General features: G+C 43.8%; 24 protein-coding genes and 2 pseudogenes. 12 read left to right on the forward strand and 14 right to left on the reverse strand.

The annotated features are described in order from the left end of the window. Window positions 1–154: 154 nt before the first annotated feature. Complete coding sequence (locus tag BTO10_RS06270; RefSeq protein ID WP_004737036.1) at window positions 155–748, reverse strand: TetR/AcrR family transcriptional regulator; 594 nt, start codon at window positions 746–748, stop codon at window positions 155–157. A 163-nt stretch (window positions 749–911) separates the two neighbouring features. Between BTO10_RS06270 and BTO10_RS06275 the strand changes: the two genes are divergently transcribed. Beyond that, complete coding sequence (locus BTO10_RS06275) at window positions 912–1,868, forward strand: AEC family transporter (RefSeq protein ID WP_105023970.1); 957 nt, start codon at window positions 912–914, stop codon at window positions 1,866–1,868. Window positions 1,869–1,990: 122 nt separating this feature from the next. Then, window positions 1,991–3,031 carry an acyltransferase gene (locus BTO10_RS06280; RefSeq protein ID WP_105023971.1) on the forward strand — a complete coding sequence of 347 codons (1,041 nt, stop codon included), beginning with the start codon at window positions 1,991–1,993 and terminating at the stop codon, window positions 3,029–3,031. 123 nt (window positions 3,032–3,154) lie between these two features. Here the strand turns inward: BTO10_RS06280 and BTO10_RS06285 are convergent, their stop codons facing one another. Together BTO10_RS06285 and BTO10_RS06290 are read right to left on the reverse strand one after the other, a co-directional pair. Next, a complete protein-coding gene (locus BTO10_RS06285) occupies window positions 3,155–4,033 on the reverse strand; it encodes a 6-pyruvoyl trahydropterin synthase family protein (RefSeq protein WP_105023972.1) in 879 nt (292 codons plus the stop codon). Window positions 4,034–4,263: 230 nt separating this feature from the next. Further along, complete coding sequence (locus BTO10_RS06290; protein WP_105023973.1) at window positions 4,264–5,088, reverse strand: AraC family transcriptional regulator; 825 nt, start codon at window positions 5,086–5,088, stop codon at window positions 4,264–4,266. 110 nt (window positions 5,089–5,198) lie between these two features. On the opposite strand from BTO10_RS06290, the pseudogene BTO10_RS06295 reads away from it, so the two are divergent. The 3 genes and pseudogenes from BTO10_RS06295 to BTO10_RS06305 all read left to right on the forward strand — a co-directional run bounded on the left by BTO10_RS06295 (window position 5,199) and on the right by BTO10_RS06305 (window position 7,554). Then, window positions 5,199–5,600 (forward strand): annotated as a pseudogene (locus BTO10_RS06295) (YHS domain-containing (seleno)protein). A gap of 294 nt (window positions 5,601–5,894) precedes the next feature. Next, a complete protein-coding gene (locus tag BTO10_RS06300) occupies window positions 5,895–6,752 on the forward strand; it encodes a DUF2608 domain-containing protein (protein WP_063524782.1) in 858 nt (285 codons plus the stop codon). A gap of 175 nt (window positions 6,753–6,927) precedes the next feature. After that, window positions 6,928–7,554, forward strand: coding sequence for an START domain-containing protein (locus tag BTO10_RS06305; protein ID WP_105023974.1), 627 nt, complete (start codon window positions 6,928–6,930; stop codon window positions 7,552–7,554). A 34-nt stretch (window positions 7,555–7,588) separates the two neighbouring features. Here the strand turns inward: BTO10_RS06305 and BTO10_RS06310 are convergent. The 4 genes and pseudogenes from BTO10_RS06310 to BTO10_RS06325 form a co-directional block, all read right to left on the reverse strand. Further along, window positions 7,589–8,092: pseudogene (locus tag BTO10_RS06310) on the reverse strand (DNA mismatch repair protein). A gap of 34 nt (window positions 8,093–8,126) precedes the next feature. Continuing rightward, window positions 8,127–8,513 carry an MAPEG family protein gene (locus BTO10_RS06315; RefSeq protein WP_105023975.1) on the reverse strand — a complete coding sequence of 129 codons (387 nt, stop codon included), beginning with the start codon at window positions 8,511–8,513 and terminating at the stop codon, window positions 8,127–8,129. Window positions 8,514–9,116: 603 nt separating this feature from the next. After that, window positions 9,117–9,584 carry a YjiG family protein gene (locus BTO10_RS06320; RefSeq protein WP_105023976.1) on the reverse strand — a complete coding sequence of 156 codons (468 nt, stop codon included), beginning with the start codon at window positions 9,582–9,584 and terminating at the stop codon, window positions 9,117–9,119. Continuing rightward, window positions 9,584–10,321 (reverse strand): nucleoside recognition domain-containing protein, encoded by a 738-nt coding sequence (locus tag BTO10_RS06325; protein WP_004737022.1) that lies wholly within the window; start codon window positions 10,319–10,321, stop codon window positions 9,584–9,586. Before BTO10_RS06325 ends, BTO10_RS06320 begins: the two co-directional genes overlap by 1 nt. A gap of 532 nt (window positions 10,322–10,853) precedes the next feature. Between BTO10_RS06325 and BTO10_RS23435 the strand changes: the two genes are divergently transcribed. Both BTO10_RS23435 and nhaD read left to right on the forward strand, forming a co-directional pair. Beyond that, window positions 10,854–11,024 (forward strand): hypothetical protein, encoded by a 171-nt coding sequence (locus BTO10_RS23435; protein WP_004737020.1) that lies wholly within the window; start codon window positions 10,854–10,856, stop codon window positions 11,022–11,024. Window positions 11,025–11,259: 235 nt separating this feature from the next. After that, a complete protein-coding gene (gene nhaD, locus BTO10_RS06330; protein WP_004737019.1) occupies window positions 11,260–12,699 on the forward strand; it encodes a sodium:proton antiporter NhaD in 1,440 nt (479 codons plus the stop codon). On the opposite strand, the gene BTO10_RS06335 is transcribed toward nhaD, so the two are convergent. The 3 genes from BTO10_RS06335 to BTO10_RS06345 form a co-directional block, all read right to left on the reverse strand. Further along, a complete protein-coding gene (locus tag BTO10_RS06335) occupies window positions 12,696–13,085 on the reverse strand; it encodes a hypothetical protein (RefSeq protein WP_105023977.1) in 390 nt (129 codons plus the stop codon). The two genes, nhaD and BTO10_RS06335, sit on opposite strands and share 4 nt — an antisense overlap. A gap of 161 nt (window positions 13,086–13,246) precedes the next feature. Beyond that, on the reverse strand, window positions 13,247–13,729 hold the full coding sequence (locus BTO10_RS06340; protein ID WP_004737017.1) for a methylated-DNA--[protein]-cysteine S-methyltransferase: 483 nt from the start codon (window positions 13,727–13,729) through the stop codon (window positions 13,247–13,249). Between the two features lie 47 nt (window positions 13,730–13,776). After that, window positions 13,777–15,153: an AlkA N-terminal domain-containing protein gene (locus BTO10_RS06345; protein ID WP_105023978.1), complete on the reverse strand. Its 1,377-nt coding sequence runs from the start codon at window positions 15,151–15,153 to the stop codon at window positions 13,777–13,779. A gap of 238 nt (window positions 15,154–15,391) precedes the next feature. On the opposite strand from BTO10_RS06345, the gene BTO10_RS06350 reads away from it, so the two are divergent. Continuing rightward, window positions 15,392–15,595, forward strand: coding sequence for a hypothetical protein (locus tag BTO10_RS06350; protein ID WP_063524788.1), 204 nt, complete (start codon window positions 15,392–15,394; stop codon window positions 15,593–15,595). Window positions 15,596–15,772: 177 nt separating this feature from the next. Here BTO10_RS06350 and BTO10_RS06355 read toward each other — a convergent pair whose 3' ends face one another. After that, window positions 15,773–16,663, reverse strand: coding sequence for a LysR family transcriptional regulator (locus BTO10_RS06355; protein WP_105023979.1), 891 nt, complete (start codon window positions 16,661–16,663; stop codon window positions 15,773–15,775). Between the two features lie 154 nt (window positions 16,664–16,817). On the opposite strand from BTO10_RS06355, the gene BTO10_RS06360 reads away from it, so the two are divergent. Then, window positions 16,818–17,171, forward strand: a complete 354-nt coding sequence (locus BTO10_RS06360; RefSeq protein WP_105023980.1) for a DUF413 domain-containing protein — start codon at window positions 16,818–16,820, stop codon at window positions 17,169–17,171. 537 nt (window positions 17,172–17,708) lie between these two features. Beyond that, a complete protein-coding gene (nagB, locus tag BTO10_RS06365; RefSeq protein WP_063524791.1) occupies window positions 17,709–18,509 on the forward strand; it encodes a glucosamine-6-phosphate deaminase in 801 nt (266 codons plus the stop codon). A 284-nt stretch (window positions 18,510–18,793) separates the two neighbouring features. On the opposite strand, the gene BTO10_RS06370 is transcribed toward nagB, so the two are convergent. The 3 genes from BTO10_RS06370 to BTO10_RS06380 all read right to left on the reverse strand — a co-directional run bounded on the left by BTO10_RS06370 (window position 18,794) and on the right by BTO10_RS06380 (window position 22,605). Beyond that, window positions 18,794–19,330: an MltR family transcriptional regulator gene (locus BTO10_RS06370; RefSeq protein ID WP_219846855.1), complete on the reverse strand. Its 537-nt coding sequence runs from the start codon at window positions 19,328–19,330 to the stop codon at window positions 18,794–18,796. A gap of 50 nt (window positions 19,331–19,380) precedes the next feature. Further along, entirely contained in the window at window positions 19,381–20,529 is a 1,149-nt protein-coding gene (locus tag BTO10_RS06375) for a mannitol-1-phosphate 5-dehydrogenase (RefSeq protein ID WP_105023982.1), read from the reverse strand. Between the two features lie 183 nt (window positions 20,530–20,712). Further along, window positions 20,713–22,605 (reverse strand): PTS mannitol transporter subunit IICBA, encoded by a 1,893-nt coding sequence (locus BTO10_RS06380; protein WP_105023983.1) that lies wholly within the window; start codon window positions 22,603–22,605, stop codon window positions 20,713–20,715. Between the two features lie 562 nt (window positions 22,606–23,167). Between BTO10_RS06380 and BTO10_RS06385 the strand changes: the two genes are divergently transcribed. Next, a complete protein-coding gene (locus tag BTO10_RS06385; protein ID WP_105023984.1) occupies window positions 23,168–24,034 on the forward strand; it encodes a glycerol kinase in 867 nt (288 codons plus the stop codon). 324 nt (window positions 24,035–24,358) lie between these two features. Beyond that, entirely contained in the window at window positions 24,359–25,015 is a 657-nt protein-coding gene (locus BTO10_RS06390; protein WP_102426648.1) for a nitroreductase family protein, read from the forward strand. The last annotated feature ends 54 nt before the right edge of the window (window positions 25,016–25,069 follow it).

The raw sequence follows: 25,069 nt of genomic DNA on the forward strand, positions 1-25,069 counted from the left end.
ATCCAGCTCGGTCATAAAAACGAACGACCGTGCTATTTGTTAATGTAAAAAATGGCGCTACTGCTATTTATGCACGCTACCGCCACTTATCTTAAATTTTTTAGGCCATAGATAGGCCAAGCTCATGGGCTTAACCGGCTCAATGGCTTACCTGTTAAACCACTTTCCAGCTGGTAATTAAGCGCTCTACGCCACTCCAAAAATGAGTATGGCTCGCTTGTTGGCCTCGTAACGAATAGAACAAGTTCGCACTCAAGTAGAGCCCATACAACTCAAAGGTTGCCTGTTTTGGGTCTAGGTCGGCTCTAAACTGTTGGCTCTCCACCGCTTTTGCTACTTGAATCGTCAAGTAATCAATCCAAACCGAAATGGTTTTCTGCAGCGCTTGCTGAATCACAGACGTTTCACTGCCTGCGTCTTTCCATGCATCTATAAACATGCAACTACCTTGGAATGAGTGGTTCCACCCTAACCAGTTATCGAGCAGCTGTTTTAATTTCGCTTCAATGTCAGCATCACCAAGCTCTCTTGCTGGGATGATGACTCGCTCGGTGAAGATAGCATTGGAGTACTCAAGTACAGAGAGCTGGAGGTTCTCTTTAGAGTTGAAGTGTGCAAACAAACCACTCTTAGACATACCACACTGCTTGGCTAATTCGCCAATCGTCAAACTCTCAAGCCCGTTCTCACTCGCAAGGGCGAATGCATGGCTCAAAATATACTCTTTGGTTATCTTTCCTTTACTCATCATTCACCAAGGATAAATCTGATACGTTATTTTTAGCACGTTCGTTCTTTTTTTCAAAGATTTTTACTTATCTATTGGGGTTCAATTTCTCTTCTCAAAGAATTGTGGAAAAATGCGACAGTATTCAAAGGATATTGAAGTTGGCTAAAATTAAGGAAAAATAATGGACACACTTTGGGAACAGTTTGCATTTTCAGCCTCAGTGACAGGCCCTATCTGTTTAATGCTGTTTCTTGGTGTGGTGCTCAAACGAATAGGACTTATCAATGACAACTTCATTGATGTCGCTTCTAAGATTGTTTTTCAAATCACCTTACCTGCAATGCTGTTCTTGAGTATCGTTCAATCCGAACATAACTTCTCTGCCAGCAGCACCCTGGTGTTATTTGCTCTCGCTGCTAACTTCGCTTTTTTCCTCATTGCTACCCTCTCGACCAAGCTGCTATTCAAAGGTTCGAAGGACCAAGGCGTCATCATCCAAGGTGGATTCCGAGCGAATACGGGCATCATAGGTTTAGCGTATGTCGCCAATATCTACGGTAATCAAGGCGTGGCACTTGCGGCGATCTATGTTGCCTCAATTACTGTGCTCTACAATATCCAAGCCGTGATTGCTTTAACCCCTAAGGGCAAAGACACGGGCGATAAAGCCATTCAAGCGATAGCAAAATCGATAACCAAGAACCCTCTTATTATCGCCATTTTCCTCGGTGTTTTCTGTTACGCACTGTCTGTTCCAATTCCTAAAATGGTGACTGATGCCGGACAATACTTGGCGAAAATGACCTTGCCTCTGGCTTTGCTGTGTACCGGCGGCTCATTGGATATCAGCTCTCTCAAACAGGAGAAACTCGCGACTTGGTTTTCCTCAAGTTACCGGTTAATTGCCTCGCCATTACTTATCACATTGACAGCATTGGCCTTAGGCTTTGAAGGACTCGATCTTGGACTGATCTTCCTGATGAGCGCGGCACCAACCGCTGCTGCAAGTTATGTAATGGCACGAGCGATGGGAGGAAATGTAACGCTTGCTGCCAATATTATCGCGCTGACCACTTTAGGTTCGCTTATCACTTGTACGCTTGGTATTTTTGCACTTACTGCAATGGATTTAATATAGCTGCGACAGGCTTCAAAAAATCAATACAAGCCGTCATATAAAGGCCGAAACCCTTGATTTAACGCTAACCGGTTCAATACAAAGGCTGCTAGATTCTACGAAAATTTTCTTAGAGCTCTGATATGTCTTCCGTTCAAAATACGCCTTCACAACGCATCGCCAGTATCGAGTTAGGTCGAGTGATTGCTATCTTGGCGATCATTGGCTTACATGGCCAAATGGCCCTTACTTATTGGCAAATCAATGAAGTGCCATGGATTGGTTATATTCTCAACCAAACTGCTCGCTTTGCGGTACCTCTGTTTTTCCTAATTTCAGGTTATCTGATTCAACCTAAGCTCGTCTCATCTCCTTGGGAAACCGTCATCAATTACTCGAAACCACTGCTCAGGGTTTGGGTGGTATGGAGCATCATTTGTTTAGCTTTACCATTCAACCTCGCCAGAGTTGAAGAGCTCGGTTATCTAGGTGAGCGCCAAGGTTACTGGGGCTTTTTGATGAGCACACCGCTCAACTCTTTCTTAGAGGGGGGATTGGTGCATTTATGGTTTATTCCAGCTTTAGTTTTCGCTGTTTTGATCATCGCTTTGGTGGTTGAGATGAAGCTCGATAAGCTTTTATTGCCTCTCGCAATTGCACTCTACATCTACGGTGTTTTAGCGGGGAGTTATACAAACCTGACTGGACTGGAAGCACCTTTCTTTACCCGTAACGGCCCATTCTTCAGTACATTAATAGTGACCTTAGGTTTCCTTATTCGTCAGCATCAATGGAAAGTGTCGTCGGCTAAGGCGCTAGGACTCATCGCATTGGGTATGGGGATTCATTTTGCTGAAGCGGCATGGCTGTCTAAATTCGACATCGCGTTCAACATCCATGATTTCTTGTTTGGTACTGCGCTATGGGGAATGGGCACGTTTATGTGGCTTCTAGCTAATCCAAACGTGGGCAATTATGGTTGGGTTCGTGCTATCTCAAATCGTATGTTGGGTATCTACGTTAGTCACCTATTAATCATCATCTTGTTGTTTAATGTCTGTGGTGTATTGGGCATTACGGAGCTAGCAAAAGACGTAACCGTATTCTTTGGCACCGTATTACTCAGCTTTGGGTTGGTCGTTGCGATTGAGAAAAGCCCACTGCGACACATGCTGCTTCGTTAGCACCAACAAAATGGTGTGATTAACCTTCTCGGTTTAACTAGCCACAAAAAAGAAAGGCAAGATAACTTAATATCTTGCCTTTTTTGTTCAGATAAAGAGTGAACCTACGTCATTCATGAGGTGTTATCGGAACGCCATCGCGCCTTTACCTACCCCTTCATAAGCCACAATTTGTAGTGATTGGTTTTCTGTCAAACTTGGGGAAACTTGATCCGCAATGTAGCCTGCCAGTAATTCCACCGTGGTATCGGTTGGCAAGATCTCTGTTTCACTCTTAGCAATCGCTAACTCAAACTCACCTTGTGGCGCCGTGTAGCTAAAACCATAATGGCTTTCGTCATTCACACTCTGTGAGCGCTCGCTTAGGTTTAATGATGAAACAGAAACTTGGTCTTCTTTAGAGCCTAGGTAGATGTCTTCCCAGCGCTTAGCAAACGCTAGCTCACGTTGCTCATCACGCTGACCGTCAACCACAATTTCAACCGGAGAACGGTGGCCATGCGCAATACGCTGACAGTTACCATCGTGCTTTTTCAAACCATGGGTATAGTGGTAGAATGCACCATTAATGTTCTCGTGGCGAAGGGTGATCTCTAACCCTGTTACGTTACTTGGAAGGTTATCGCGAAGAATGTCATAAACATGTGCGGTCACGCTCTCGATGGTGATCGCCTCAGCATCAACCAGACAGTACGCTTCATCAGGACAGTGCAAATGAAGACTCTTATCACCACGTAACACATCGACTTTTGCGTAACCCGGTTTACTTGCTTGATGCACGATCACTGCATTTTTCATTGGTAGCAGTAAACGGTGATCAACATGCTGATCAACAAGGTTTTTGATCTGTTTTTTGACTCTGCTAAAGTCTAAAACCATGCTCATTTCATTCAGTTCACCAGACATAGTGACATCTAAAATCCAACTATCTCCTACGACCCCTCTGTGTTCACAGATGTATGAAGAATCGATAACGGTAAGGTCTCTTACAAATAGGTTCAAGTGGAACTCCTTAGTGCTTTAATGAGATACGGGAGGCTGAATAATGTTCAGCAGGCACTTCGTCTCATTGATGTCTGATAAAATAGGACGGGCAGGATGTTACAACGAGCTTATAAAGTCCACCTTTTTAGCCCATCATTCGAGAAATGAGCAAACTACGCGCAATTTCCGCTAAAACATAACCAAGCCTCATGCTAATAGCCACATTTCAGATAAGGTTGCCCGGAGCTTTACGCCACATTCTGTTTTAGCCATAACCGCGGCGACATTCCGGTTACATGTTGAAACGCACGAGCGAAACCAGAATAGCTGTTGTACCCCACTTCATCCGCGACCCAGTTGATGGGCTTGTTTTGTAACAGCAACGATTGAACCACAGAAACGCGCCACTTTTGAACATAGTCACCAGGGGTTTCGCCAACTTCCCGCTTGAACGCTTCAATGAACTGAGTGCGAGACATCGCAGCCAAAGAAGCCTTTTGAGCGATAGAAAAGTGTCGAGCGGGCATCAAGTGAATAGCAGTCACCACCGGAGCTAGCCTCGGATGAGCAAGCGCAGAGAACACGCCTTGATCGATTTGCTGGTGCTCTATGAGATGTCGAAAAATCAAAGCCATTAGCGCATCACTCAACTTATCCATTAAGTATTGCTGACCCGATGATGCCTGGCTCGACTCTCTAAACAGCACTTCAATCACCGGCATGACATTCGGAGCATCCTCAAACGGAATCACAATCACATCAGGCAATGCAGCCAACAATGGGTTCATCTGCCCTGATCGGTATTCGACGTTTGCACACACTAATTCAGCGCCCTCTCCCACACCTTCTATTGCATGAGGCGTGCTATTGGGTAAGTAAACGATACAAGGCTGTGAAAGCTGCCTGTGCTCCCCATGAGCGCAAGACAAGGTCAGCTCCCCCGCACTCAATACGTGCAGGTGTCCCTCTTTCCCTTCTTGTGCATTAAATGATGAGACGCCACACAAGTGCCCTGAATAGAAGACACCGGTACGTATCGAGAAGTGCTCCATCAACTGTGACAGCAGATCCATGCATCCTCCGAACGATTCGCTTACTTTTTAGTTCTTTTGTCCCTCTATAGACCGGACCAGTCGGCTAATTTATTTCATACAAGTTAACTAACACTGACAAGGAACTTGATATGTCACATTTAAAATCGACCAGTCAAAAAATCACTCTTACAGCCGCGTGACTAGGCGCGAGCTTTTCAATAATGGCTGCAGACCTTGATATGAGTGTCGATAGCAACGATCTAGCAATTAAAGGCTATGACCCAGTAGCTTACTTCGACAACAAAGGTCCAGTGAAAGGCACGTCAAAATTCACTGCAACGTATAAAAATGCCATTTATCAGTTTGTGAGCAGTGAAAACCGAGACCAATTCAGCGCCGATCCACAAGCTTGGAAAATAGAAGATGGAAAGTTATACCTGAACTTAGACAAGTCAGTACAAAAGCGTTGGTTGGAGAACACACAAGAGTTCATCCAGGATGCGGACAACAATTGGAGCACTATAAAAACGGTTGAAGCCTATATGCTCTAGATAAATTGCCACTACCCTCCCTTCTATAAACGGAAGACCCTCTGTCTTCCGTTTTTCAATCTGCACTTGTTAACCATTTCTATTGATTAATTGCTTGCGTACATAAAACATTGATTTTCTGAGCTCCAGCTAACATCGCTCTTAGGCTATGTGACCTAGACAACATTTTAAGTGGGTTAGTTATTGATAATCTAACCAGATAGCTTTGTTATGTTATAACATTTAACAACCTCTGCTTACGATGGTTTTTCACAAAGCGTTTAAGAGGTCAATCTTGAGTTAAAGGAAAGTATGATGAAACTACACAAGTTAGCGGCGCTGTGCGCTCTTACTCTGGCCGGTAATGCATTTGCCGACGTCACCGTTAAGGAAACAGATAAATTCCAAGATGTGGCAGATAAAGTAAGTCAACTAACAGAGAAAGGCGAAAAACCGCTGATCGTTATTGATATCGATAACACGCTTCTAACCTCGACGAGCGATATCGGCGGTGATATTTGGTATCAGTGGCAGCGAGGGAAACTGGATGTGAAGCCATCAGCTGAAGACAAAGTAGATTGCCTATTCCAAGACTCAATCGGACTTCTTTACGAACTTGTTCCTATGAGAATTATCGAAGACGATGTGCCAAGCACAGTCAGCGGCTGGCAAGATAAAGGGCTTACTGTAATGGCTCTCACTTCACGCTCACCAAATTACCGTTATGCGACCGAACGCGAGATGATTCGTAATCAATACGATATGACGCGTACCGCACTGAAAGAAAAAGGCTCAGATGAGCTACCAATTTACATCGATAACCCTGACCGCCCACTGAGTTACATTAATGGCATCATGATGACGACAGGAATGAACAAGGGGGTCATGCTCGACTACATCCTTGATAAAACAGGTCAAAGCTTTAGCAGCGTTGTATTTATCGATGACAGTAAAAAGAACATCGTCAACATGGCAGAGGCCTACAAAGATGATGCTTCTATCGACATCAACATTTTCCACTACACCAAGGTGGAACATGATCGCATGAAACAGTATGGCTCAGTTTTGACACAAGAGCAGGCAGAGAAGATGGCTAGCGATTGGAAGGAATTAAATGTAGTTCTTGATAAAATTGCCCCAGCTCGACTTGGGGAAGCGTGTTTGGGGCAATAATCTAGACCGCTACATTTAGGGTCGTGGGGCGCAACGCTCCCCGACCTTTTTCCTAAACCATCTATCACTTCTTTTGTCATATCCTCTCACTTACACAGAAACAAATGTCACGCGAACCCAACCTATTTTTATTCTATACTCATGGCAGATAAGCTTCTCATTTCATGGAAGAATAATGATATTACCTAGGATTTTGGTACTTGGACTCTGTTTATTTTCAGCTCTCTCTTATGCGACTCCGTGGCAATTTGTCAAAAGTGAAAACGGCATCACCATTCATAAGCGTAATCATGGGAATAGTCTTGTTGAAGTTCGAGCTCAAATGCAGGTCGAAACGAGCTACTCAGGTTTTCTCTTATTATTGGAAGACAGCGATAATGTACCGAATTGGATCGAAAATGTTTCGCACAGTGAAGTATTAATGCAGATCTCTAGTAATGAGAATATCGTCTACACCCAGTTCAAAGCTCCTTGGCCAGCTCGTAACCGTGATATGGTAACGTATTCGAAATATAAAGTAGAAGACGGCCAATTCACCTTAACCATTAAAGATGCATCCAATTACTTGGCTAAAGAGTCGGGGTATATTCGAATCAACGAGGTCGATGCACTTTGGGTTTTACAGCCCCTCACCAATGGCCTAACTCACATCACCTATACGGCATATGCGAATGCGGGCGGTATCTTGCCTGACTGGTTAATGAACCGCTTATCAGCTAACAACGCATTCAGTACCTTCAAAAAGCTTAAAGACCAGCTTCCAAAGTACCAAGGGCAGCAGCACCCTCATCTCGACAAATAACTCAACATCAGGTTTGGCTGCAGTTGTAGAACGGTTAATTTCGTCTCGCTAGGTCACGCGCAAGAATCAATGCTAAACCAAAGATCTGAAGAAAGATCGCGATATTTTTATAGAGGGTCATCAGCTCTTCAAGAGCTTGGAGGAGTTCAGATAAGGTTAGATTATCAAGGTAGAAGTCATCGATGCGTGTGCGTTGCGATTACTGAGCTTGGTTAATCAGCATCATGACATGAGAAAGGTTTTCGACAGTAATCTCTGGAACTTCGCCACTGACTCACGCACCAAGCTGACCGCGCATCGCTTCTTTTAATTCCGGCGTCACCGCCGAACTTGAAGAAGTACTATTATCCATGTGCAGCAACATAGATTCACGCTTACGCTCTAAAGCTTTAATCGTATTCCAAGCCAACTGAATCGAGTAGACATTGCCCTGTTGGCGCTCTCGATACTGAGCTTGTTCAACCACCATTTTATCCAGCACTAGACTCGACACAACAATGGCCAGAATATTCAGCACTAACCCTGTTAGTACAATCATCTATGGTGGAGGGAGGCGTAGCGCCATGCTTGTCCTACATAAGCTTATCAAACGGAAGATAAATCAAGTTTAGAACAACTAAAGACACCATGCTGGCAAAGGTCAAATACATGCCTTGCTTTCTTCCCTTCAGGCTACGAGCAAGAATGCTTTTTCCATGAATAATACGACCAGCAACAAAAGCAATACCAATAACGTGAATCAGCCATACATTGGCGCCGTTGAACTCTAGCAACGCCATCAGTATCACGGTAATCGGAATATAGTCCATTGCGTTACTTTGAGCGGAACGAGCCACTTGTAACGATTCAACACCACCATCTGCGTATGCTACTTGATTATTTCTTCTTTGCTTAATCACCTCAATGGAAAGCCATAACATGACTAACGTGAGCAACGAAGCATATAACGCTGTAACCATTATCATTACCTACTGGTTAGTTTATTCGGCGGGCTACCTCAACCTATCTGTATTCAGCAAACAAGGAGCATTCACGCCCGCACATATATAAGAGATCTCTCACAACAAACGTAAGAGATTACAATCAAGCTTCGCAGAAAAATCCTAGATTACAAACCCAAGCCCTTGTTTTGTATGAGTACGCACAGTTTTTCTTAGCTTTGCCTTCAGATTATTTGCTTGAGGTAGATTGTCGGAGAAGCCTCGAGAGTGTTTATATACGTGTCGACAGGGAGTTGGCAGGAACAGGAAAAAGCCTAATGGATTAGGTATCTTCAGGATGAAGATTTGATGACTTAGGATGAGTTATCAGCAAGGAAGTTATGCTCTAGGATAGAGTCACTTATCAGGATGATGAGTTTGCAAGGACACCGCTAGGAAGGCGATGGATTGGATAGGTTAAAGGATTTAGCCACGTCAAGGAACGATGCAGGGAGCACCAGTTACCTATTGAAAGATAAGTAACGCGCAGTAGCAAGATGGCTACAAAAAGAATAGACCCCGTTTGGTAAAAGCCAAACGGGGTTTCCTTTTTCTAAAGCCTAAGAAATATCAAAAGCTAGGCTACAGAATAATTCTCATCAGGAACATCGCACCAAACGCATTCAACACTGAAATAGCGATCATCACTGGAATGTAACGGCCTTCGGTACCAATTGGTCCCATGATACGACCCATGTATTGAACCTGTGAGCCCATCAAGTAAATAGCTGGCGCTAAGATCGCAATATGATTGCCATTCAAGATACCTTGGTCAAACAGCGTGATTACCACACCCACAGCACCACCCATCGACATCCACGCACCGATCAATACCGCAGCAGCTTCACCCGGCAAACCAAACACCGCCATGATTGGAGCAAAAACGCTACCCATCAGATCCAATGCACCCGTAATCTGCAATGCTTTGATGATTACAAACGCCATCAGAACATTTGGCACTGTCGAGGTGGTCGCAATAACCCAGCCTTTCTTAGCACCTTCAACGAAAATATCAGTCACCATTGGTTTCTTTGCTTTTACTTCGCTCATTATGCTACTTCCTCTTCCAGTTTTTGTTCTTTGTCTGATTTTGGTTTGTCTTCTTTGCCTTCAGTAATATTGAGGTAGATACGGAATAGGTTGGCACCCACAAACTTAAAGATGAACATTACCGCAACAGCAAGGCCAATAGATGACGTTACTGCCAGAGAACCGTCCATCGCGGTTAGAGTAAATAGCACAGCACCCGACGAGAAGAAGTTAACGATCGCCGCACCTGCTGTGAATTGGAACATGGTAAAGACATCAGTTTCACGCTTAGTTAGATGCCCTTCATCTTTAAGCTGACGAGTCATCGCTGCACCTGCATCGGTGCTTTGCAAAGAAGCGATCAGTGCCAAGCCTGAGTTACCAGGAATGCCCATAAGCGGACGAAGTAGTGGAGTAAGCAGTTTACGAGCAGCGTCTAGCGCACCGTAGTGCTCAAGTACGTTGATCATACCCAAAGCAAACATCACGGTCGGAATAAGTGTCAGAGCAAAAATGAAACCGTCACGAGCACCGCTACCGCCTTTACCACGCAAAGAGGTGGTTGCCGCTTGAATACCATCAGCAGATTCACTTACATCGTAAGCCACTTTACCGAATGAGCCGTTAAGCGTCGTAAAATCGAATACGCCATACCATTCATTGGACTGCATCAAGCCGGAGAAAAACACAACCGCAAAGGCGAGTGCGATGTAACTGCCGATCGTGACTTTACGATCGGTTTTCGTTGGATTAGTCATAAGGACCTCTATACATCTAGTTTATGTGGAACAGAACACGCATAGATAGTGCAAACTAATGAGAAGAAGGTTAATGACCAAAATCAAACAGAGTATCGGTTTAAATTAAAGATGATAGGCAACATATAAAACTGTGACTATAGTTTAGATATCGAAATATAAACTGACAAAATCCTCATATTTCACATACAAAACTAAATAAATTTTGCTGCAATAGCGCAACCGAAAACATACAGACGAGACACAAAAATCAGTGCTCAACGGATAACATTCTGGATAGTCCGATCTCTGATAATTATGTGAGATATCTCTTACATGAATTTTTAGTTAAATTTTTATTTAATTATAATACAGGCACTTAAATCGTGATTTATCTTCCAAAACGCAACCGTTTTCATTCTGCTGATTGAGTTTTATTCCAAGCCGAATTCATGAGCCATTTTATAAAGGATTTGAGCTTGATTCGAAATTCCAGCCTCAAGAGGTGCTATAGACTTCGCGCAGCCAATATAGAAGGAAAACGGTGACAAAAATGGAAATGAAAACACTAAAATATCAGGTAATGGGTAAAGGCATGTGGATCACTGCCACGGTATCTCGCGTAGTTGCGGACAAACTTGCGATGGAATACCAATCCTATGGCTGGCCTGTTGAGATATGTGCTGCAGAACAAACAATGACGTTTGATCGTAATGCTGCATAATGTTGGCGACACAGAATAAGCTCTATCGGACTAAGCCCGGTAGGGCTTTTTCTTTATCACTCGCGTGTACAAGATTGTAATTTGAGACGCACAAGGCCGTACTTCAGCCCACCTCACAGTCTCTCGCTTTCCCTGTAATCTGTTGAATTATTAAGATATCTATCACACTCCACACGGTTATTTAAGTCTACGCTTTTACGCGTGTTAATAACTTATTAACTTTGGAGCGTAATCCATGCTAGGTATCCAGCTTTCTGTTGTCCTCTCTTTACTGTGTTTTTCTGCGGTGGCAGGGGCAGCTACCTCCCAACTCGGGGAACCTCTCAAGCTAACCAACTCATTTGCTGGCTACCTCTCGCTAACAATTTTCGTTATTGCTTACGTTGTAGTGATGATGGAAGAGTATCTAAAGCTGCGAAAGTCCAAACCCGTTTTACTTGCTGCAGGCCTTATTTGGATCATCATTGGTTTCACGTACCAAGAACACAATCTGGTTGAAGTCGCGAAGCAAGCCCTAGAACACAACCTATTAGAGTACGCCGAACTACTACTCTTCCTGCTCGTCGCCATGACTTACATCAGCGCGATGGAAGAGCGAAGACTATTTGATGCGCTACAAGCTTGGATGGTGGGTAAAGGCTTTAATTTTCGCTCTCTATTCTGGTTAACCGGTATTTTGTCGTTCTTTATCTCTCCGATAGCCGATAACCTGACAACGGCTTTATTAATGTGTGCCGTGGTACTTAAAGTCGCAGGAGATAACCCTAAGTTTGTTAACCTCGCCTGTGTGAATATTGTGATAGCGGCGAATGCAGGAGGCGCGTTCAGTCCATTTGGCGACATCACTACCTTAATGGTATGGCAGGCAGGCTATGTCAGTTTTAGTGAGTTCATCCCCTTATTCATTCCTTCAATGATGAACTACCTCGTCCCTGCTCTTATCATGTCTTACTTTGTGCCTACCACTCAGCCTGATACGGTACATCAACACGTTGAATTGAAACGAGGTGCGAGACGAATTGTATTCTTATTCATTATGACCATAGGGACAGCGGTTGCTTTCCACGCCGTCCTGCACTTCCCACCAGTAATGGGCATGATGATGGGGCTCGCATACCTCCAGTTCTTTGGGTATTTCCTGAGAAAAACACTGCCGAATTCGCTGGCTAAGAAGAAAGCCGTGGCAATTGCGAATAACGATGAAGGAGCCTTGAAACGACTCGGCTCTGTTGTGCCTTTTGATGTATTTCGAAGAGTCTCTCATGCCGAATGGGACACATTACTCTTCTTCTACGGGGTGGTAATGTGTGTCGGTGGTTTGAGCTTGCTTGGTTACTTAGAACTCGCTTCAGGCGTAATGTATAGCCAATGGAATCCGATTTGGGCGAATATCATGGTGGGTATATTGTCTGCGATCGTCGATAACATTCCGGTGATGTTTGCAGTGTTATCAATGGAGCCACAAATGTCGATGGGTAACTGGTTACTGATTACGTTAACCGCTGGCGTTGGGGGAAGCTTATTATCTATCGGTAGTGCAGCTGGTGTGGCATTGATGGGCGCAGCTCATGGCAAGTACACCTTCTTTGGACACCTAAAGTGGATGCCAGTCATCATGATTGGCTATGCGGTCAGTATCGCAGCTCACTTATGGCTTAACGGTGGGTTATTCTAGTTAGATGAACCCTCTTGATGCGGGGTTTCGACTCGGGTCCAAACGTTACTCAATTGAACAGCTGGGCATTGGTTGCATGTCAGTACCTCACCCTGCTGTTGAATGCGCATCACCAAGTCTGAATCCGTTCGACTGCTTCCTGAGTTCAGCTCAATGGTAATCAAAGCATCATCGACACTATAACTGCGTGTCACCGTGTTATCTGTCGTCTGATAAGTGACTTGTCCCGATTCAAAAAGCAAATAGCTGTCGTTATCAGTACTTTCATACATACCTTTAAATAGAACCAGCTGTGAGACTTCAAAAGGTTGATTGGTATCGCTTAAACAACCTGTCAGTAACAGCGTACTACTGCAACTGAGTAAGAAAGGGATTTGACTATTCATTTGGGCATCCTTGCCTAGAGAACATAACTAAAAGGATATACAACCAAATAAGTATTTTCCAGAAAGCGCCAACCTTTTTGCAAAGTCACACTTTTAAGGTCTCTAGGCTAGGTTCAACACTGCGAGGCATCAGTTAACCAAAAATCCAATAACCAAGCGATCTATTCTTGGCCAATCCCCTCAATCGTCAATAAGCGCTGTTTTCGTTCAATCCCGCCAGCGTAACCCGTCAATTTGCCATTCTTGCCTATCACTCGATGACACGGAACAATCACTGATACCGGGTTCTTGCCATTGGCTAACCCCACAGCTCGTACCGCTTTTGGATTACCGATCGCGTCGGCTAACTGAGCGTAGCTCCATGTTTCTCCGTAAGGAATAGTAGTAAGAGCGTGCCAAACCGATTGCTGAAAAGGAGTGCCTTTGGCAGCGATTGGTACATCAAATTGAACGGCGTCTCCTGCAAAATAACGTTCGAGCTGCTCTTTGACCGATTGGAAGATCGGAAAGCTATCTTCTTGTATACCTAAGTCTTCCGGTTTCGTTGTGTGTGTTTCAAACCAAACTCCGAGTAAGCCTTGCTCATTCGCTTGCAGAGTCACAGTGCCTAACGGGCTGTCATAATATGTAAAACGGTTCGCCATGATTACTCCTACTTTGTATTGCGGACTTTCGCGGGTTACTCTTTCTATTAAGACTGATTCCAGCAGTGGAACGTAGCGTAACTGCCCCACGGTGAAACACTCTCTATATTGATAGCCGGTCGGTGCTCGATAAACTTCTTCACAACTAAATCACCCACCAACAGATGATTCGGTTCACTCAAGCCACGCAGTAATGCGTATTGTATGGTCCAAGGGCCAATGCCTTTTAGGTCAATCCATTTGGAAGGGTGCTCGGATTGATTGTCGGTCATGTATTCGGCAAAACGCTTTAAGGTCTCCTTACGGCTTCCTGGCATTCGCAAAAAGCTCACATCAGCTTCCGCTACTTGTTTCGGTGTCGGAAAATAGGTTTTCTTATCTGATTCAGAAAGCTCTTTAACCAATAGGTTTAACTGACCAATCGCAGCTGTTACCGAAACTTGCTGTCCAAGTATCGCTCTGACCCCCGCCTCCCAAGCACTCCATACACCTGGAATACGAATGCCACTTCTGGCGACTAAGTTAGGATCTATCGTCGCAAAAAAGGCTTCAACTTTAGCGATGTCGACATCTAGGTCGAACATGCGACGAATGTGAGTGATCAAACCTCGTAATTGGTTTATATCATCCAACTCAAATTCAATGTCTAATCGGTTCTTTTTAGCTAAGGTCGCCTTAAACCAACCTTTCGAACCATTTACTGTCACAGTTCGCTGATAATAGTCATCCCCAACCTCTTCTATCCCCTCGATCATTCTGCGTCGATAGAAGTCTAATAAGTGCTTCCAATCTAATGGGCCATGAAAAGCCAGTTGGATGTGATTACTCAGACTATCACTAGGTTTGGTTCGTCGAATCTGACTTGGCGAAAGCTTCAGCTCTTTTTGAAATGCATCGTTAAAGCGACGCGTGCTATTAAAGCCACTCGCAAAGCCGACATCAGTAATACTCATACTGCTGTTGTGCAGCAACTGTTTAGCGAACATTAATTGACTGTACAGGCTATATTGCTTGGGTGACACACCAATATAGTTGTCGAACAGGGTGCGTAAGTATCGATCAGAGATCCCCAAACGCACAGCAAGATCGGTTATCGACCCTGAGCTTAATGCACCGTTATCGATAAGCTGCATCGCTCTAAGAAACGTGGTTTCAACCCCTTTCCATGCTGGTGAGAAAGGCGCACTGTCTGGTCGACAGCGTAAACAAGGTCGGTAGCCCGCTTTTAATGCCTGAGCCTGATGAGAAAAATATTCGACGTTCTCTTCTTTTGGTGGTGTTGCAGGACAGATAGGCCGACAGAAAATCCCCGTCGTTTTTACTGCAGTGAAAAACATACCATCAAAGCGAGCGTCTCGCGCATAGCGAGCCAAATGACATTGCTCATTAGTTAACGCATTGTTATGATGAATATTGTTCGACATATTGAGCTCTTCTCTTTTTCAATAATTCTTACTTCACGCCCTAAAAGTCTATCCTGAAAAACCACTATCGCTAGCCATTTTCGGAGCTTAAGGTTAGATAAATCACATGAAAGGGTTTTATTTTTACCCAATTCGACTAAATTTAACCCAGAGAAGCCAATCTTCTCACAACGTCAAACGATAGGCACTTAGCACGTCAAAGATGCAGAGACCTATCGAATATAAAAAGGAAAAGGCTATGGTTCTTCACACGTGTCGTATTGTTTTATCAAACCAACAGGTTCTCACCAGTCAATCAGTCGAGCAATCACTAGGCTTTCTTGAAGACCAAGTAGAACAGGAGATTTCTAAGATTGAGATTGACGCAACGGACGGACAAACAATCCATTCGTACATGTCACACTCTCTTGAAGAGTCGATTGAAAACCTAATGAACCTATGAGTGCTTTAAAACTATAGAGCCTTTTAGATGGGTTACACACCAGGCTTAAACGATTTTCCGACTTAGAGCTTTCTCTAACTTGGACAGTATGAATATCTCTGGTTTAAACAAAAATGGCTCCCAAAAAGGAGCCATTTTTTATTTATTCAGCAAAGCAATGAGTGACAGCCTAAACGGCTACTCAGGTGCTTGTTCTGCTGCTTGTTGCAGAGTGTATGCCGTCGATGGATCAATCTCGTTAACCAACTTCTCAACCTGCATGATCGCCTCTACTGAGGTACTGTTTTTACGGTAGCTTAGGTAAATCGGGCGATACCAGTCTTCAACGCCTTTCACCTTGTACAACTGTCCTGACTCGATAAAAGGTTCAACAAGAGACACTGGCAAATAGGCACTACCCCCTTTCTCTAAAATAAAATCGAGTGCAATACGAGCCGTTGAGGTGCGTAAGTACGGTGCGGGTACTTTTGGGTGACGCTCTGCGTGCTCAGAACCAAAACGAGTTCCCCAGTCGACATAAACATACTTATGCTGGAACACCGATTCTAAATCATCAGGTTGTGTCGATACCAAAACTAACACGAGATCAGCCACTTTTTTACAGTTCAGCTCTTCAGCTTTAATCTGGTCAAAAGCAAAGGCCATATCTAAGGTGCGCTCAAGTAAGTTACGGTTCAGTTGCTCACGCCCCATCACCTCTGCCATAAAGCCGTAACCGCCAAAAGAATCCGTCACAACACTCAGACAGTTTTGTAAATACGCATCCCAAATATTCGGTGTGCCACCCAACGTTAGCTGCAAGGCTTTTCCACTCTCTAGTGACAGCTCAAACTTAGCCTGTTGCAAAGTAGAAACCATTACCTCAGCGTAACCAATCAAACGCTCACCTGAAGAGGTAAGCTTGATGTTATTACGATCACGGATGAACAACTGAGTATCAAAATAGCCTTCTAGCTGTTTGATCCGCGCACTCACCGCCGCTTGTGTTAAATACAAGTTCTCAGCAGCACGCCCAAAGTGGCGTACCCTTGCAACCTCAAGAAAGGTTTTAAATACTTTCACATCCATCAAATACATCTCTGTAATAAATCTGCTAACTAGCGGATCTAGGATTGTTTATCGTAAAGGCAAAAACGTTTTGTTTCCTATTTTAGCCTTTTAACAATATTTTCGCGTGAGCAATAAACACTAATTTCTATCTAACCACATTACTGAGGCTGATATGTCTGAGACCGAATTCCGTCATGGAAAAAAACGTTTTTATGACACCATTAAATTCCCACGAGGGTTCGCTAAGTCAGGGGATTTTACTCTTTCAGAAGAGGAAATCCTAACCTTGTTTGGCGACACTATGCTTGCACTTGAGACTGGTGAACTTACACCAATCAATGCAGAAGAAAAGCACTTCCTTAAAGTGTTGTCTCACCCTCATAAGGCAAAGTCCAAGTTAGAGCGTGTTTGGTTGAAGTACATTCAACTGGCTCGCGGACGCCGTCGCTTTCATACCCTAAACGGCTGTAAACGCGGCGAAGTGCCTAGGGAAGAATACAACAGCGAGTTAGTGTTAGAAGATTAGTAAAATCGCTCAAAGTGATACCTCATCACTTTGGGCTTTTTTGTGCCTTCAAACACGACTTCACTTCGTGATTAGTAATTTTAGCCAACCCATTAAGTTTTACCAAGATTTATATAAAATTCATAGAGATAGCACACAATAGCTATCTCTAAGTATCCAGATCTTGCAAATTCAAAGCTAAGAGCCCTTTCAGAAAGCGACTATTACTGCGGCTTTTTGAGAGCTGCTCAATCTCCTGGGTTCATGCTTATCTGCTCACCTCTACTATACTCCTCTAACTCACTCCAACTTCAAAATCGGTGAACCCTTTCAGGCGCTGAATTAAATCAAGATTGCGATATATGACAAGCGTATTAATCTTGTTTAACGCCACCAAATATCCATACAATAGGTATGAAATTTTGAGAGTTCGACTCACAGATATGACGAAAAAAGTAAAAACTTGACCTAAAACAATGGCAGAAACAGATCACTTATTTTATAATGCGAATTAATGTTTCAGCACACTATAAATTACTTATCTTAGGGGCTACAAAAATGAGACTTATTCCTTTAAACAACGCGGCACAAGTAGGTAAATGGGCAGCACGTCACATCGTTGAAGCGATCAAAGCATTCAACCCAACAGCTGATCGTCCATTCGTTCTTGGTCTACCAACTGGTGGCACACCACTTACGACTTACAAAGAGCTAATCGCACTATACAATGCGGGTGAAGTTAGCTTTAAAAACGTTGTTACATTCAATATGGATGAGTACGTAGGTATCGATCCTAACCACCCTGAGTCTTACCGTACTTTCATGTACACAAACTTCTTCAACCACGTTGATATTCAAGAAGAGAACATCAACCTACTAGACGGCAAAGCAGAAGACATCGACGCTCACTGTGCAGCTTACGAAGAAAAAATCCGTTCTTACGGTAAAATCAACCTGTTCATGGGCGGTATCGGCATCGACGGTCACATCGCATTCAACGAACCAGGTTCTTCTCTAGCATCTCGTACTCGTATCAAGACGCTGACTGAAGAAACTCGCATCGCGAACTCTCGCTTCTTCGACAACGACATCAACCAAGTACCAAAATACGCACTAACTATCGGTGTTGCGACTCTACTAGACGCTGAAGAAGTAATGATCCTGACTATGGGTCACAACAAAGCACAAGCTCTACAAGTAGCTATCGAAGGTTCTGTAAACCACATGTGGACTGTGACAGCACTACAAATGCACCGTAAAGCTATCATCGTTGCTGACGAGCCAGCTCAACAAGAGTTAAAAGTTAAGACTCTACGCTACTTCCAAGAGCTAGAAGCAGAAAACATCCAAGACCTATAATTTCAGGTCTTGTTGAAATAAAAAGCCACTTCGGTGGCTTTTTTTGTACCTGAAATTTGCCGTCGATATGCTGACTGCGACGAATTTGAACAATCAGATTGAATGCTAGGCGAGAGAATCACCTCCGATACAGCTCTTGCTTATATCAGAAGAAATGAAGGCTAAAGTGAATACCAAAAAGCGATTCCTCAATGAGAGAAACCGCAATCAATATTTATTCTAGGATGGATAAAACAGGTGGTAGCGAGTGGTTGTGTCGTAATGAAAACGTTCAATAACGAAATCTAAGAACTCAAGGCATTGTCGCGGCATAAGGTGTTAATAATGTCTGTGATAGCCAAAACAATGGTCGACTTCACTTTCTGGTGATGTCGCCCTAAGAACATTTGAAGCATCGGGCCAGGCATGGTTTCGACCATCTCCGCATCATATTCGATAGGCATAATACGCTGAATCGCGTGTACCTTATTGAGCTCAAAGATAACATCAACGTCGGTAAAGCTGGTGTCGTCACCTTGTAATTTCGCCCACTCTTTCAAAGTTACAAAAACCTCTAAATCGTCATAAAGCTCTTTACTGATAACACCCAACCCCAGGAGCAACTTGCCGCGAACCATTATTTCGCCTAAAGGCCCACCGCTGTTAAGTAGTGGCTCGACAACGAATTTAATCGCCGTGTCATCTTTCTTGAAGATGTTTTTTAAAACCGCATCCACCGTATCATCCAATGCATCATAAGCCGCCATCAAGCAGGCGCTAGCACTCTCAGCTTCAGATAAGGCCTCGAGTAATTCTGTTTCATGACTAGGATGTATTGGCATAACGGCTCGGCAATAAGAAAGTGCCACAGGTGTGGCACTTTGATGATTTATCATTTCAATGCTAGGTAAGCTTGTTCCGCTAGTTTAACAACTTCTGAGTCGATATTCAGCTCAGAATAGTGCGCTAATGTCTCAGCAAAACCTTTTTCTGCGAACATTGCCTGAAGTTCAACCGCTTGAGGGTCATCTTCATTCTTGTAGTGGAAAGCCGCGGCAATCGCTTTTACAAGGTGTGCATTTGGTAGGCCGTATTCTAGCGTACCGTTCAGTGGCTTGACTAGACGATCTTGTGGGCTCAGTTTACGGATTGGTTGACGGCCAACGCGGTCAACTTCGTCACGTAGGAATGGGTTCGCAAAGCGGCCTAGAATTTTTAAGATGTATGCTGCATGTGCCTCTGGATCAAAGCCGTAACGCTTGATAAGCACCTCACCACTCTCTTCCATCGTCGCTTTTACTTCAGCGTAAATTGCTTGGTCTTCAATCGCGTCTTTGATTGTTTCGTGGCCTGCAAGCACGCCAAGGTATGCCGTTACCAAGTGACCTGTATTTAGCGTGAATAGTTTACGCTCAACGAAAGCCATAAGGTTGTCAGTGCATTCCATACCTGGGATGTTTGGAATCTCACCTTTAAATTGTGTTTGGTCTACGATCCACTCGCTGAACGTTTCAACCGTTACTGCTAGTGGGTCAGTTTCACCGGCTTCAGCTGGCGGTACGATACGGTCAACCGCAGAATCAACAAAGCCAATATGTTCTTCAGTGAACGCTTTCATGTCATCAGAAAGATGCTCTAAAACCGCCGCTTTTAGTTGGCTAGTACCACGAACCATGTTCTCTGCTGCGATGATGTTCATTGGCGCAGTATTGTTTGCCGCTGCGCGCTTCTCGATACCTTGAGCAATAGACTTAGAAATAATCTTAAGAACCGTTGGGCCAACGGCTGTCGTCACAATGTCAGACTCAGCAATGCAATCTACCACAGCGCTTGTTGCTGAGTTTACTGCTGTCACGTTCTTAACGGTTTCAACAACGCACTCTTCACCAACAATCTTCACTGGGTATTCTTGGCGTTCAATTAACGCATTAACAACCGTTTCATTTACGTCAGCAAAAGTAACCTTCATACCAGCGTCAGAAAGAAGTTTACCAATGAAACCACGACCGATATTACCTGCACCAAAATGTAACGCTTTCATAATTTTGACCTTATAAATATTTGAATCTAGATAGCTAACTGCTCAACAACATGCCTGATGATTAACTAGAGACATTAAGCAGTAAGCTATTCAGACTGAATCTTGTTAAGACAGATTTAGACCGAAAATGAGGCCAGTAGGGGGATACCGGCCTCCTTCACTTAGGAGCTTGACTAGAGCTTTTTAGTTTCCGCTAAGAATACGTAGAACATCAGCAGGGTTTGTTGTGTTCTGTAGGCATTCCACAGCGTCTTCATCATCAAGTGAATTGGTAATAGCCATCAGCACCATGTTGTGCTCATCGCCTTGAGCGGCAATACCGATAACCATCTTCGCGATATCATCTTCATCTTCACCCCACTGAATACCTTCAGGGTACTGACAGAATACGATGCCGGTTTTTTGTACGTATTGCTTCGCTTCGATTGTGCCGTGTGGTACTGCGATAGACTCGCCTAGGTAAGTAGATACAAGCTCTTCACGAGCAAACATGCCATCTACGTACTCTGGAGATACGTTGCCAAGTTTCACTAATTGGTCGCCAGCAAACTTGATTGCGTCTTCTTTCTGAGTCGCTTTAAGGCCAAGGAAGATGCTGTCATTAGTCAGTGCAAGCTTGTTGCCTTCTTGAGCTGGTGCTGCCGCAGGAGCCGGTGCTTCTACTTTCGCTTCACCACTTTGTGCTTCAACAAGTTCTGCTACTAGGTTGTCGTATACTGCGCCATCTAAGAAGTTGTTCAGAGACATGTGCATTGCACCAGGAATGGTTTTACGTGCACGGTCTGTTAAATCTTTATGCGTAATAACAATTTGTGAATCAGCTGGTAAGTTGTTGATTGCGTAATTAGTTACCGTGATATTTAGGTCCGCTGCATCTACTTTCTTACGCAGTAGACCTGCACCCATTGCACTTGAACCCATACCCGCATCACACGCTACGTATACTGCTTTCACGTCAGCTAGGTTGATGTCTGCACCCGTTGCTGCACCTTTAGAAGACGCTTTCATGTCTTTCATTTGTGCTGATGCTTTCTCTAGTGAATCTTCCTCATCATCTTGCGCTGATGTTTTAAGAAGGATTGACGCTACAACAAACGATACTGCCGTTGCTGCGATAACCGATAGAATCACGCCGATGTAAGAGCCTTTTGGTGTCATCAACAGAATCGCGAAGATAGAACCAGGAGATGCTGGAGAGATTAGGCCAGAGCTGAACATTACGTTAGTGAATACACCAGCCATACCACCTGCGATTACCGCAAGGATTAGACGTGGGTTCATTAGAACGTATGGGAAGTAAATTTCGTGGATACCACCTAGGAAGTGGATGATAGATGCACCCGCAGCAGATTGCTTCGCGCTGCCTTTACCAAATACCATGTAAGCAAGTAGTAGACCTAGACCAGGACCTGGGTTCGCTTCAATTAGGAAGAAGATAGAACGGCCGATCTCTTCAGACTGCTGAATACCTAGTGGAGAGAAAATACCATGGTTGATTGCGTTGTTTAGGAATAGGATTTTCGCCGGTTCTACAAAGATAGAAGCAAGAGGTAGTGCACCCGCTTCAACCATCACGTTAACGCCAGCCGCTAAACCAGAAGACAGAACTTTCACAGCAGGACCAATCACGATGAACGCGATGATCGCGCAGATCATGCCGATGATACCAGCAGAGAAGTTGTTCACTAGCATTTCGAAACCACTCTTCACTTTACCGTGAATAGCTTCATCGAATTTCTTGATTGCGATACCGCCTAGTGGGCCCACAATCATTGCACCCATGAACATCGGGATGTCAGTACCAACGATAACACCCATTGTTGTGATGGCACCTACTACCGCGCCGCGGTCACCACCAACCATCTTACCACCAGTGTAACCAATCAATAATGGCAGCAAGTAAGTGATCATAGGACCAACCATTGATGCTAACGTTTCGTTAGGCCACCAACCTGTTGGGATGAATAGTGCTGTAATGAAACCCCACGCAATAAATGCGCCGATGTTTGGCATTACCATATTGGATAAGAAACGACCAAAGTTTTGAACCTTGATCTTCGCTTCTGGTGATAACATAGGTAGAACCCCGTAGTGTATTGGTTGGTCAAATGACCGAAAATGTGTGCTCAAAAGTTGATTGAAATGTATCACAACATTTCCAAAATGCACCTCAAGCCAATTTTCGTGATAGCAATCACACACAAAAAACACTTAGGGGTTATCGGGAACGATTTAGATCACAAAAACGCCATGAATTAAAATTACAAAGCAAAATTAACGATAATAAATCTCATTTACATGAGATCTTTATCACACTTATAAATTCAGTCATTAAAAATAATTAGCGATCCAGATCACACTTAATAAAAGATACACCTTAAAAACTATAAAACATGTATGAAAGAACGCCATTCCAAGTGTGTTTTCTATGCACCCAGATGAATTCAGCTTGTTGTTTTGTAATTTAATTACAAAAAATCAGATTAATGCCTATTTTTCAAAATTCTGATTTTCCCAGCCCCTAAACCTCAAAATACATGAACAATGAAGGAACGAAATTGCTTAAAATAGATGTGTTATTCTAGTAACGCCTACCCCAACGTTATCCAGTAGCCCAATAACGAGTTAAGAGAAGACTATGTCAGACAAGATCTCCACATCAGCTCTCGCTAAGCAGAGAGATATAGAAGCTAAAACTCTATTCAGTGACCTAAAAACGGCCGGATATATCGTACGTTCACAGGATCGATGGGTGCTGACCGAACGAGGGGAAAGCTTTGGTGGGGAGTATGTAGAACACAAAAAGTTTGGTGTCTTCATTGTCTGGCCAGAGAAGCTACTTATCGATTTGGACACCTTCTCAGGGCAAACACTAACCGCAACTCAACTTGGGAGTGCTTTCAAGCTCAGCGCAAAGAAAATTAACCTCTTGCTCAATGAACTTGGTTGGATAACAAGAGAAGAAAACGGTTGGCACGTCACCTCGACAGGTTTAAGGGCCGGTGGTGAACAGAGAGAAGATAAAGGCACACAAAACCTATTCGTGGTATGGCACGATTCATTAGTCCGCAATAAACGTTTGAAGCAATCAGTTGTTGAATTCCTAGGGCACGATGCAGAAAGCCACTCAACGGATGTGTCATTCTCTAGCTTCCGCCAAAAGTTCGAGGCCAAGCATAGAACCTTGGATGGGCACTATGTGCGTTCAAAGGGAGAGCTAATCATCGACAACTGGCTATATATGGCGGGTGTGGTACATGCGTACGAGCGTCCACTGCCAATAGCAAAAGAAGTGATCAGTGACTTTTATCTTCCAAGTGGCAAAGTCTACATCCAATTTTGGGGAACCGACTCTGCGCCAATCGCCGAGGAAAAACGTGAAGCGACGAGAAAAATCTATGATGAGCATGGTTTTGGCTTAATCGAAATTACACCGGAAGATATCCCAAACCTAGACAGCGTCCTTCCACCATTATTGCGCCAGTATGGCATCAAGGCGTACTAAACTACTGAATCTAGACAATTCAAACCTATTAAGATCACACTTATCGAATCATTATGGACATTATTTACCATAGTGATTTGATATGTTCGCTATTTTTCCCAAGCTAATCTTCTATTATCTTACCTCCATCGACTTGAGCTACCGCAGATACTCGATTTATCGGGGCATGTTCGATGACCATTTCAGCGCTTGTTTCTTAGAAACCCGTTCTATTAAAGATCGATGATATTAGAGACAAAGCCCAAATGCGTTATCCGTTTATTGTTGACGTTACCGAACATAACACCCTACAACATTTATTATTGATAGATATTAGGATTCAACATGACTCATCCAATCATTACTGATCTAAACACTCGTTACACAACTAAAAAATACGATGCAGAAAAACGCATCTCTGCGGAAGACATGGAAGTAATCAAAGAAGCACTTCGTCTGTCAGCTTCTTCTATCAACTCTCAGCCTTGGAAATTCATCATCATTGAGAGCGACGAGGCAAAACAACGTTTCCACAACACTTTCGAGAACATGTTCCAGTTTAACCAACCACATGCGAAAGAAGCGTCACACACAATCCTGTTCGCTCACGATCCTAAGTACACTAAAGAGAAATTCGCGAAACGCGCAGATACGGAAGTAAGCTCTGGTCACCTACCTGCTGAAATGTATGAACAGTTCTTAGGTGCTTACGCATTCGCAGAAATGAACACCGACGAAACAGGTTTCAACGGTAACTGGACTAAGTCTCAAGTGTACATTGCACTGGGTAACACACTGCACACACTTGCGCGCCTTGGTATCGCTTCAACTCCAATGGAAGGTGTAGACGCGGCTATGATCAGCGAAGAGTTTGCTGACGAGCTAGAAGGTCACGTTGTTGATGTAGCACTGGCTATCGGTTACCACAAAGACGGCGAAGACTACAACCACGGTAAACCAAAAGCGCGTTTAGCTCTTGATGAAGTCGTGACTACGCTTTAAAAACTAACAAATAAATTGCACAGCTTATTTGGCCAGACTTTCGTCTGGCCAAAT

This window comes from Vibrio chagasii, from assembly GCF_002954585.1.
GTDB lineage: Bacteria > Pseudomonadota > Gammaproteobacteria > Enterobacterales > Vibrionaceae > Vibrio > Vibrio chagasii_A.

Coding starts and splice junctions, on each gene's coding strand:
- BTO10_RS06270 (WP_004737036.1), bottom strand. CDS start 748: ATGAGTAAAGGAAAGATAACCAAAGAGTATATTTTGAGCCATGCATTC.
- BTO10_RS06275 (WP_105023970.1), top strand. CDS start 912: ATGGACACACTTTGGGAACAGTTTGCATTTTCAGCCTCAGTGACAGGC.
- BTO10_RS06280 (WP_105023971.1), top strand. CDS start 1,991: ATGTCTTCCGTTCAAAATACGCCTTCACAACGCATCGCCAGTATCGAG.
- BTO10_RS06290 (WP_105023973.1), bottom strand. CDS start 5,088: ATGGATCTGCTGTCACAGTTGATGGAGCACTTCTCGATACGTACCGGT.
- BTO10_RS06300 (WP_063524782.1), top strand. CDS start 5,895: ATGAAACTACACAAGTTAGCGGCGCTGTGCGCTCTTACTCTGGCCGGT.
- BTO10_RS06305 (WP_105023974.1), top strand. CDS start 6,928: ATGATATTACCTAGGATTTTGGTACTTGGACTCTGTTTATTTTCAGCT.
- BTO10_RS06315 (WP_105023975.1), bottom strand. CDS start 8,513: ATGGTTACAGCGTTATATGCTTCGTTGCTCACGTTAGTCATGTTATGG.
- BTO10_RS06320 (WP_105023976.1), bottom strand. CDS start 9,584: ATGAGCGAAGTAAAAGCAAAGAAACCAATGGTGACTGATATTTTCGTT.
- BTO10_RS06325 (WP_004737022.1), bottom strand. CDS start 10,321: ATGACTAATCCAACGAAAACCGATCGTAAAGTCACGATCGGCAGTTAC.
- BTO10_RS23435 (WP_004737020.1), top strand. CDS start 10,854: ATGGAAATGAAAACACTAAAATATCAGGTAATGGGTAAAGGCATGTGG.
- nhaD (WP_004737019.1), top strand. CDS start 11,260: ATGCTAGGTATCCAGCTTTCTGTTGTCCTCTCTTTACTGTGTTTTTCT.
- BTO10_RS06335 (WP_105023977.1), bottom strand. CDS start 13,085: ATGAATAGTCAAATCCCTTTCTTACTCAGTTGCAGTAGTACGCTGTTA.
- BTO10_RS06340 (WP_004737017.1), bottom strand. CDS start 13,729: ATGGCGAACCGTTTTACATATTATGACAGCCCGTTAGGCACTGTGACT.
- BTO10_RS06345 (WP_105023978.1), bottom strand. CDS start 15,153: ATGTCGAACAATATTCATCATAACAATGCGTTAACTAATGAGCAATGT.
- BTO10_RS06350 (WP_063524788.1), top strand. CDS start 15,392: ATGGTTCTTCACACGTGTCGTATTGTTTTATCAAACCAACAGGTTCTC.
- BTO10_RS06355 (WP_105023979.1), bottom strand. CDS start 16,663: ATGGATGTGAAAGTATTTAAAACCTTTCTTGAGGTTGCAAGGGTACGC.
- BTO10_RS06360 (WP_105023980.1), top strand. CDS start 16,818: ATGTCTGAGACCGAATTCCGTCATGGAAAAAAACGTTTTTATGACACC.
- nagB (WP_063524791.1), top strand. CDS start 17,709: ATGAGACTTATTCCTTTAAACAACGCGGCACAAGTAGGTAAATGGGCA.
- BTO10_RS06370 (WP_219846855.1), bottom strand. CDS start 19,330: ATGCCAATACATCCTAGTCATGAAACAGAATTACTCGAGGCCTTATCT.
- BTO10_RS06375 (WP_105023982.1), bottom strand. CDS start 20,529: ATGAAAGCGTTACATTTTGGTGCAGGTAATATCGGTCGTGGTTTCATT.
- BTO10_RS06380 (WP_105023983.1), bottom strand. CDS start 22,605: ATGTTATCACCAGAAGCGAAGATCAAGGTTCAAAACTTTGGTCGTTTC.
- BTO10_RS06385 (WP_105023984.1), top strand. CDS start 23,168: ATGTCAGACAAGATCTCCACATCAGCTCTCGCTAAGCAGAGAGATATA.
- BTO10_RS06390 (WP_102426648.1), top strand. CDS start 24,359: ATGACTCATCCAATCATTACTGATCTAAACACTCGTTACACAACTAAA.